Here is a 9,842-nt window from a genome sequence, read left to right on the forward strand (position 1 = left end):
CGAGGAGAAATCTTGAAACATTCATTTTGCCGTCTGCTGATGCTTCTACTATGCGTGGGCTCTGTCGCCTGGGGACAGGACGATGTGGTGATCAAGGCCATGCGCGACGAAATGTCGCGTTCCATCTCGCAACTTCGACTCGCCGACTTGGATAAGCCTTACTTTATTGCCTACCGAGTCGACGACACCACCACAACCAAGATTTCGGCTGCCTTGGGCCAATTGACCGACAAGGATCTTTCCCATGCCCGTGCCCTCGACGTGGATGTACGCGTCGGCGACTTTGCCCTCGACAACACCAATTTTCTCGCCCTGTCATCGTCCGGGTTCGGAGGTGGGAATTGCGGCTGTCACACGTCGCTGCCCCTGGATGACGACTACGACCAGATTCGTCGCCAGATCTGGCTGGAAACTGACGGCCAGTACAAACAAGCCGCGGCCGAGCTGGCTTCCAAACGCTCCGTTCTTAAACACCGCGAACCGGGTCAGGATCTGCCCGATTTTGCCCCGCAATCGCCCAACTCGGTAGCCGATAAACATGGTGACCTCAAGGTCGATGTCGCGGCGTTGGAAAAGCTGGCGCGAGATTTGTCGGGCTTGTTTCGCGACTCGCCCGAGATCTTGATGTCCGGCGTGGATGTGTGGGTGGTCGACAGCTTCGTGCGCTTCATCGACAGCGAGGGCACCTCTTTCACCCGCGCTGAGCCTCTCATCATTCTGAACGTTCGCGCTTTCACCCGGGCCCGCGACGGCCAGCCGCTCGGCGATGTGTTCCAGGTTTATGGCCGCTCGGTCGGCGTTCTGCGCGCGGAAGATTTGCAGGCCCGCACTCGCGAGTTGCTGGCGCGTGTCAAAGGCCTCCAGGTCGCCGCCGATCTGGAAACCTACAACGGCCCTGTCCTGTTCGAGAGCGAAGCGGCAGGCGAAGTCATGGCCCAGGTGTTCGCGCCCGCGGTGGTAGCATTCCGCATTCCGCTCAGCGATGACCCGCAGTTTCAGGTCCAGTTCAAGCAGGTCTTGGCTCAATTCGGCGGCAGCCTCGCCGATCGCATGGGCGGCAAGGTGATGCCCGAATATTTCGATCTCACCGATAATCCTCGCCCGGATCACCTTGGCGAAACCGAATTGCTGGGCGCCTACGCTATCGATGATGAGGGTGTTCCCACTCGAGCAGTTGCCATTGTGGAAGCCGGGCGACTCAAGAACCTGCTGGCGACCCGCACTCCAACTCCGCAGACCAAAGCAAGCACGGGCAGCGCACGAAGCACGGGAGCGGCGGCGCCCAGCAATCTGTTCCTGTCGACGCTCAAGCCGCAAACCAGCGCGGACCTGCGCAAGGAACTGCTCCGGGTTGCGCAGCAACGCGGTTATGGTTACGGCATCGTCCTCCGCCATCTCGGCGCCAGCAGCGTCAATGCGTTGATGCGGCTCTCCATGGCCAGAAGCGGCGCCAACACCGGAGGCATCGCGGCTTACAAGCTGTTTCCCGATGGTCATGAGGAAATGGTGCGCGCCGATGTCGGACCCATTCCCTTGGCGGCCTTCAAGGAAATTTTGGCTGCAGTCGATAAACCAGGCGTCTATCACGGTGCGTTTTTCTCATTCGGCGCTTTGCTCGGTGGCGGCGGAAATGCTAGGCAGAAGACATCGGTGGTCTCCTTCGTCACACCGTCGCTTCTGTTCGACGAAGTCTCGGTGAAACATCCTGAGGGCACGGCAACCAAGCCCCCGGTGCTCCCTTCGCCGCTGGCGAAATAGGTTGTGGGCCCCGGTGCCTCGCCGCTCAACGCGAACCCCGCAACTTCTTGGGTTCCGATTGAGCTGTTCGGAATTACTTGTGCACTAGACTAACCTGAAGAAGCGACGATTTCGGATGGGGCAGAACGCGTGGCTTAGGCTCTTCAGTAGATTTCTTCTTCGCGAGCGTGCTGCTTGTAGCAAATTGGGCAGAATGTTTTGTCACAGCATTCGCAGTCTTCAGCATGACCGCCGCAGACTTCCCCACCGCACTTCGCGCAGCGAGCGAAAGTCGGACGGGCACATCCTTCCACATTGCAAGGCATCGCTTCAACCTTACGCTTCGCGCCACCTGATACACCGGCCATTCACGGGCGCAGCAAGGCGGCCTTCACCAGCTTGTCGGCTCCCCGGACATGCAGAATCAGTTTGCCCTCTGCCATTGGAAATAGCCAACATACTCGCTTCTCGGCCCCGTGTTGCGCAGCGGCCCGCGGATTCACCTGCCGCAGTCCACGCAGGAGGAGAGAACTTCAGGCTGCTCTGAACACCGCTTCTGCATCGAAGACAGGTTCTACATTGATGTGGAGGCTTTTCACATCCCTGCTTGCCTCCGCCAAGCGGGTTACGAACTCGATGACATGGGTTAGCTCGTCTGCTGGGATTTCACGTACTTCGGCCGCAAGGTTGAGGTTGTACTTAGCCATTTTCGTGGTGGGCTGTGCCTTTGCGCTCCGCAGAGCCCCTCCCAGCATCCGAAAAAGACTCACCACAGAGTGACTGCCGCAAACGCTGCACGCATCGTGCGGGCTGTTGGTGATAGTTTCGCAATCGGCGCAGTACACGGCATTGAACAGGGGAACTGCGCTCAAGCATCCTTCGGTACCGCTCTCCGCCTTCATAACCAGAACCTCTTCATCGCGGTAGCCATAGAGCACCTCGTTGGGTTAGGTCTCTTGGTTGTTTTAGGCTGCACCTGAAACTCCTGACCGGAGCGTGTCACTTAGCTGCCCGCATTCAGGCGCGCTACGCAGCCTTGGCCAGTTCCTGCAGCAGCCGCTCTCGCTCCTGATACAGCTTCGCGACTTCGGCGGTGTCTGGTCCGTACGACAACCAGCCTTCGGTCATTTCACATGCCTCCCAGCTCCGCAGCAATTCGTCGATTTCACGGATTCGCTCCTCAATCTTCTGCCTGGTGTCAACGTTCATGGCCCACCCCCGTTATCAGTATCTTCCACCTGCTTCGCGAAACGCAGTGATAGTCAGCCACAGCGTGCCAGATTGGGAACGCGGGAATGCTTACGATGCAGGGAACGCGCTGGACACCGTTGCAGGTGACCACAGCAGACTGCAGCAACTGCAAGCGGCCAGCGTGGTCTTACTCCGAAGGAGAAGGCGCGCATTATGTGGGGTGAGAGGAAGGTCAGTTGAGAATGCGCGCCTTCGGGCCGGTTTAGCCTCGGAAGTGTCGTTGCTAGCGTCGGACGCTTTGAGCAACTGGCGCCGTTTTCGAGGCTGGATTGCGACCTGAGTTCGTGCGCCACGCGTGTGGCGTTCGGGACTCACTTTTTCAATTGCCGAACATAGGTTGCGAGTTCGTTTACCTCGTCGGACGTCATCTTGCCTTCGAACGCGGGCATTTTGTTCTTCCCCTTTGCGATCGCATTCGCGAGCTCTGTTTTGGGCTTCTTTTGAATCTCAGGCGCGCGCAGGTCCGGAATGTTGAACTTCTTGCCCATGGGTGTGTTTCCAGTGGCATCGGCGCCGTGACACATGGCGCATTTGGCTTTGAACAGCGCCGGAGCCGGTTCTTCCGCGTACGCCGACACTGCGATCATCATGGCGGGTAGAGCGATAAACATTGCTGTCCATTGAGCTAACAATCTTTTTGACACGGTTCGCCTCCTTATGTCTCATCACCTATGCCCTCTGCTTCCAAAGGGCGCACACTTTAGAACCTGTTGCCTCATGTCCGCCGCCCGGCGGCCATCATGTGACCCGCTTGCTAACACACTTGTTGCGGGCTAGCTACCGACGGGATAGCACTTGCGCAGCCAATCGCCGCCGCAGTGGAGGAAAGTTGGCGTGCCCGGGAGATGCAATAAAACGGGAGCTTACGAGCGCCGCTGCGCTACCGTGAACCCCGCAGCGCCACGTCTGGTGTCCGATTCCGCCATTCCTGTCCGAAATTCGTACCGGCAGCCCCTGCCGAAGTTTGGCGTGAAGATTGATAAGCTGCTGGTTCAGGCGGAAGGGACCGTCTCACTGGGGAAGTATGACTGCACGCGTGTGACCACCTCAGGGACAGCCGTTTCACGGCCTTCCTGCACTTCCCAGATCGATACGATGGGAAAAAATTTTGTAAAGAGCATGTACAGGAACATAAAGGTGGCGCCAAACCCGATGGTGATGGCGACCTCCACCCATGTCGGCGAATAACTCGCTTTTGCCCACGGCAGCCGCGGTTGCGAAAGGGTTGGCACCACGATCGTGAACCGCTCCAGCCACATGCCGATGTTCACTGAGATCGAGGCAATCACGCATCCCGTGATCGTGCGCGTCTTCCGGCGGGCAAGAATGCCGACGGGGATGATGAAACAGGTCACCACCATCGTCCAGAAAGGTACGGCATAGCGGCCACTGAGCTTCGAATAGAAGACAACCAGGTGGCTAGGATCGCTGCCGTAAAACGTTGTGATGAACTCGGCAAATGTGAAGTAGAACCACAGCAGGGCCATTACCAGCAACAGCAGCCCGAGATTGTTAAAGTGGATCGGCTTCAGGTAGTTCTGCAAGTTGTAAATTTTCCGGATTAGCGCCATCACAATCAGCAACGAGGCGATGCCAGAAAAGATCGCGCCCACCACAAAGTACGGACCGAAGATGCTGGAGTGCCACATCGGCTGCACGGTCATGGCGAACACCCATGACACCACCGTGTGCACCGAAATCGCAATCGGGATGACCAGCACGGCCATGACGGATATGGCACGATTGAGCACCCGCTTTTGCTTCTCACTGGCGCACCAGCCTATGGCGAGCCGGCGGTAGAGCCAAGCGGGTTTGGCGCCGTGGTCGCGCAGGATGGCAATGTCAGGTATCAGCGGCAGGTACAGATAAATCGTGCTGGCGGTCAGGTAGACAGTGATGCTGCACACGTCCCACAGCAGCGGTGAGTGAAAGTTCGGATGCAGGAGCACGTTCAGCGCGCGTTCCGGACGTCCCAAGTCCATGATCACGCTGCCTACACCGAAGAACAGCACCAGCACGGTGATGACTTCGGCAGCGCGGGTAATTGAGCGTCGCCATTCCGCGTGACACAGGCGGAGGATAGCCGAGATCAGCGTGCCCGCATGGCTGATTCCGATGAAGAACACGAAGTTGGTGATGTAGAAGCCCCAGTACACGGGCACATTGAGGCCGGTCACGCCCAAGCCCAGCTTTAACTGGTACATCCAGGCGAAGAATGCAATGGAGGTGAACCCCAGGAAGAACAACGCCAGGTAGTAAAATGGCCTGCGGGTCGCGATTACCGGTTGCAACAGCACCCAGTCCTGTTCGCTATGTGCGTGGTCCCTGTCCGTCTCCACCGCTCCACTCTCCTTGTGCCAGATAAATCACTTTGGGATGAGTCCCGAGTTCTTCCAACGGCTTGAACGCACGACGGCTGCGGGCCAAGGTGGCTACCGTCGAGTTATGGTCTTCGAGATCGCCGAAGTACATGGCGCCCGCGGGACAGATCTCGACGCATGCCGGAACATAATCGCCTTCGGCCAGTTCACGTTTCGCGGCGCGCGCCTCGTCGCGAGCTTTTTGCAGCCGGTGATGACACAGCGTGCACTTTTCGACCACGCCCTTCGGCCTCACGGAAACATCCGGATTCAGCGCTTCGGTAAACTCCCCGGGAAACTCGGGTTTGTACCAATTGAACATGCGCCGCGTGTACGGGCACGCATTGGTGCAATACCGGCAGCCGATGCATCGGGCATAAATCTGTCGCACCACGCCTTCCGGGTTGATCGCGGTCGCCTGTACCGGACACACGCGGATGCATGGCGGGTTGTCACAATGGACACACGGCAACGGCGTCGGTCGCATGCTCAGCCGTGGGTATTCGCCCTCGAGTTGTGGAAGCACGCTCATCCACGAGATGATGCGCCCGCGCGCGGCTTCTTTGGGCGGGACGCACGGAACGTTGTTTTCCGTCTGGCAGGCGACCGTGCACGCCTGACAAGCCGTACACTTCGCTAGATCGATCACCATTCCCCAACGTGGCATGCCGCGTCCTTTTTATGCGCGATAGACCTTGACGTATGTTCCATGGGCCGAGAATTGGCCGGTAACCTGGTCCGGCTGCCCCTCTACGATCTCCAGCGGATTGACGCCCCGGCACGCCCATTCGCCTCCTGACTTATGGCCATAACCGAGCGGCAAGTGCACCACTCCGGGCCGCGCGCCTTCATAAAAACGGGCGCGCGCCTGCACACGTCCACGGCGTGACTCGATCCAAACCGAATCGCCATCGCCGATGCCGAACGTGCGCGCAGTCTCAGGGTGCATTTCCAGCCAGCTATCCCAGTTGGCGAAGACGTGCACGCCGGCGATCTGCTGCAGGTACGGCAGGTGTGCCCCCTCGCCGCCGGCAAGTGGAAGCTGCTCCACAGGCATCAACAACAAGGGGAAGTTGCTGCTCGCTTCGGGAATCGTAGGTTGGTGCGGCAGGCACGCGCGGTCCTCGATTTGTGGGTTGCTTCCGCGCTGTTTTGCCCTGTCTGCCAGCACCTGCGAATAGAACTCGAAGCGCCCGGACTTGGTGCGCAACACGCGGCTCCACTCGCCATGCGAATACGCCGGCTCCCACCACCCGCCCTGCTTCTTGATTTGCTGCCACAGCTCGTCTGCATTTGAATAGCTCGGCGCCCACCAACCTGAACGCTCCATCAACCGGTTCCAACTGTCTTCAAGTGTCGAGCCGAAAACGGCTCCAGCCTGTGCGGCATACAGGCCGTTCACTTCGCTGCGCAGAAACTCTTCGTAAGCTGCAAACGGCAGCGCCGCGGCAAGTGGACCTCCCAGAGACCGCGCGAGGCTGAGCATTACATCGCCCGGGTGACGGACATCCTTGCGCGGGCGAACCGCCGGCGGCGAGATTGAGACCATTGCGTTGGCCACCGTAGGCGGCGTTCCGCCGTCCTGCCACGATTCCAGTCCCGTCGGCGCCGGGATCACCAGATCGGCGAGCACGGCGGTGTCGTCGAGGAATGAACTGAAACTGACGATGAACGGGACATCTTTCATCGCACTCCGGAAAGCAGTGCCGTTGGGAAGTGCGAAAACCGGGTTGACCTGATTCAGCAACAGCATCTGCACCGGATACGGCCGCTTTGACACAATGGCCTGCGGCAATTCGCTGGCGTTGGCAGCATGGGTTTGTGCCGAGGGCAGGAGCGGGTCCTTGGCATTCGCTACGAGAGCCTGTCCCGGCAACTGCTGCTGCACCAGCACTCCACCGGGAACGTCAATACTCCCCAGCAGCCCGTTGAGCGAGTGCACCGCCATCGCAGCGTGCACGTTGCCCGGCAGCGAGCTGTTGTGCCGGTCGCCGATGGCGACAACGGGACGGTTCTGCGCAGCTTCGCGAGCGAGCCGCAGGATGGTATCGGCCGGAACGCCGGTCACCGTGGCCGCATCGTTCAGCCGATACTCGGACTTCACCAGCGACTCGAATCCGGTGTGAGAGTTACCTTCGGCGTCCCGCCAGTCTTCGAATCCAAAGGTGTGCTCGCGAACGAAGTCGGCGTCGTATAGCCCCTCGGAAATCAGCACGTAAGCCATTCCCAGGGCAAGCGTGGCTTCGGTACCGGGGCGAATCGGCACCCATTCATCGGCGCGAGCTGCGGTCATGGACAACCGCGGCTCGATTTGCACGAACTTTGCCCTCCGGCCTGAAGTGACATCGCGCCACCGCGAAAACGCACGCATCGTCGCCACCGGCGCGCCCCAGCCTTCCAGCAGGTTGACGCCGAAGCTCAGCACGTAGCGTGAGTTCGAGAAGTCGTATGCGACCTGTTCGGTGACACCCTGTTGCGCGTACATCGCAGCCTGGAGCGCGCCCAGTCCCGTGGGCATCGTGACGTAATTCGGCGAGCCATACGCCGCCATGAACCGGGACAGCAGGCGCGGCAGCAAGCCGCTTCTCTGGCGATCAACCACAACTAAGGACCGCGCCTCGCCCGAATCACGCAGTTTGCGCATGCGCTCAGAAACCAGGCCCAGGGCTTCGTCCGATGAGATTTCTGTCCATCGCGGGTTGTCACGCGCCCCGGTATTGCGAAGTGCTTTTCGCAACCGGTCCGGGTGATACAGTTCCTGCAATCCGGCCAGTCCCTTGGGGCACAATCCGCCACGATTCACAGGGTGAAGCGGGTTCCCCTGGATCTTGACCGCGCGATTTCCGATCAAGCGCACGCGCAGCCCGCATCCACCAGGACACATGTTGCAGACCCCGGTCGCCCACGATTCCGGACCTGAAGGAACCCTCACCTGCTCGGTGGCGAGCGCAGCGTTAACCGTGCTAATGGCTTCGAGGCTCACGCCTGAAGTCGCCGCGCCAACCGCGCCGCCGGCCGCGAATCGCAAGAAATTCCGGCGATCGAAAGTGAAGCTCATGGCCGTCCCTCCCAGCTGTGCCCACGCGCCGGTTTGGAACCGAGGAACTCAAGCAAATCCACCACCTCGCCCGGCTGGAATCTCGGCCACGCGACCTGCTGCTGCTGCATGCTTTGAAACATCACCGGGCCGTGGTTCCACAGTGATGTCGCGATGTGGACCGGTGAAACCGAGGCGCCGGCGAGGTCAGGCCCCGCGCCGCCGCTGCGATGGCACGATGCACAGCCTTTCGACTGAAACAATCTGGCGCCTCGCTCCGCACTGCCAGACGGCTCGAAATATCGCTCGGCAAATAGATACGCGATCAGGTCCGCCATTTCCTTGTTAGTGAACTGTGGCCGGGCGATGTTCTGCGCCTGCATGCTGGCCCGCATCGCCGGCGCATGGTTCCACATATCCGCGGCAAACTGGCCCAGCGTGCGTGGCAGTGCGCGTGAACGAAGATCGGGTGCCGTACGGCTGCCGTGGCCTACGGAGTGACAGGCGGCGCATCCCTTGTCGCGAAAGATCTTGCGTCCGGCCTCGGGATCTGCCGGACGAAGATAGGTTGGCTTCGCCACATTGGGGGCCGATCGCCGGATATAGGCAATCAGGTCAGGGACATCATTTCCGGCAAAAACAGGCCACTTCACGCCGCGCACCGCCATGATCGACTGCATTGCCGGCGCGTGATTCCACATCGCCTGGATCCAACTTACCGGGTTGCGATAGGCAGCCCATTTCAGCAGATCGGGCGCTTGCCGCTTCCCTTCGGCGCCAACCCCGTGGCACTGCAGGCATTGCTTCTCCGCCAGCAGCCGGCGACCGCGCTCCGCGTCGCCGGGTTCGTCGAGCGAGCGCACGGAATAAAGAAATGCGAACAGGTTGGCCATGTCAGCTTCGGCGAACTTCGGCGGAGCCACCCCCTCGATTCGCATCTTCTCCCACATTTCCGGGGCATGGTTCCACATCGCGGCCAGCAGGTCGGCGGAGCTGAGGTGTCCCGCCGGAGCGCGCGCCAGGTCAGGAGCGCTGTGGCCGCCTTCGCCCAGGGCCGAGTGGCAGCGCGCACATCCCTTATCGAAAAAGCTGCGCATGCCCGCCTTCGGATCGCCCGGAATGAAATATCCGCCTCCGCCCTGCGCCCTCAACGGAACAACAGCCAAGACGCAGGCGACGGCCGCCACCACCACGGCGGCAAGCAGGAGCACACACGACGATCGGCGATCAGCGATGGCAATCATTGCAGTCCGCATTCACTCGATGCTGCTGATGGCAACCGATGCAGGCCGCCATGTTGAAGACGCGAAACGCGTGCTCCGGCGGCTTGGTTGCTTGTTCCATGGGGCCGTGACATTCGGCGCACGGCAGGTGTGCTACCGCGACATGTCGGCGGTGAGAGAAGAAAACGTACGGAGCCGTTTGCGTCAACGGCACCCAGTTCAACTCCTGGCCGG

General features: G+C 60.3%; 9 protein-coding genes. 1 reads left to right on the forward strand and 8 read right to left on the reverse strand.

Features of this window, described 5'->3' with window-relative positions:
• Window positions 1-12: 12 nt before the first annotated feature.
• On the forward strand, window positions 13-1,758 hold the full coding sequence (locus tag LAN64_04730) for a hypothetical protein (protein ID MBZ5567140.1): 1,746 nt from the start codon (window positions 13-15) through the stop codon (window positions 1,756-1,758).
• Window positions 1,759-2,270: 512 nt separating this feature from the next.
• Here LAN64_04730 and LAN64_04735 read toward each other — a convergent pair.
• From LAN64_04735 to LAN64_04770, 8 genes are all read right to left on the reverse strand, one after another.
• Complete coding sequence (locus tag LAN64_04735) at window positions 2,271-2,639, reverse strand: hypothetical protein (protein ID MBZ5567141.1); 369 nt, start codon at window positions 2,637-2,639, stop codon at window positions 2,271-2,273.
• Between the two features lie 124 nt (window positions 2,640-2,763).
• On the reverse strand, window positions 2,764-2,946 hold the full coding sequence (locus LAN64_04740) for a hypothetical protein (protein ID MBZ5567142.1): 183 nt from the start codon (window positions 2,944-2,946) through the stop codon (window positions 2,764-2,766).
• A gap of 353 nt (window positions 2,947-3,299) precedes the next feature.
• On the reverse strand, window positions 3,300-3,632 hold the full coding sequence (locus tag LAN64_04745; GenBank protein MBZ5567143.1) for a cytochrome c: 333 nt from the start codon (window positions 3,630-3,632) through the stop codon (window positions 3,300-3,302).
• 348 nt (window positions 3,633-3,980) lie between these two features.
• Window positions 3,981-5,327 carry a polysulfide reductase NrfD gene (gene nrfD, locus LAN64_04750; protein ID MBZ5567144.1) on the reverse strand — a complete coding sequence of 449 codons (1,347 nt, stop codon included), beginning with the start codon at window positions 5,325-5,327 and terminating at the stop codon, window positions 3,981-3,983.
• A complete protein-coding gene (locus LAN64_04755) occupies window positions 5,299-6,015 on the reverse strand; it encodes a 4Fe-4S dicluster domain-containing protein (GenBank protein MBZ5567145.1) in 717 nt (238 codons plus the stop codon). The genes nrfD and LAN64_04755 overlap by 29 nt, the downstream gene beginning before the upstream one ends.
• A gap of 12 nt (window positions 6,016-6,027) precedes the next feature.
• Complete coding sequence (locus tag LAN64_04760; GenBank protein MBZ5567146.1) at window positions 6,028-8,406, reverse strand: molybdopterin-dependent oxidoreductase; 2,379 nt, start codon at window positions 8,404-8,406, stop codon at window positions 6,028-6,030.
• Entirely contained in the window at window positions 8,403-9,629 is a 1,227-nt protein-coding gene (locus LAN64_04765; GenBank protein ID MBZ5567147.1) for a cytochrome c, read from the reverse strand. Before LAN64_04765 ends, LAN64_04760 begins: the two co-directional genes overlap by 4 nt.
• A partial coding sequence (locus tag LAN64_04770; GenBank protein MBZ5567148.1) for a hypothetical protein occupies window positions 9,613-9,842 on the reverse strand: 230 nt, incomplete at its 5' end. The genes LAN64_04765 and LAN64_04770, both read right to left, overlap by 17 nt.

The organism is Terriglobia bacterium, assembly GCA_020073185.1.
Taxonomy (GTDB): domain Bacteria; phylum Acidobacteriota; class Terriglobia; order Terriglobales; family Acidobacteriaceae; genus JAIQGF01.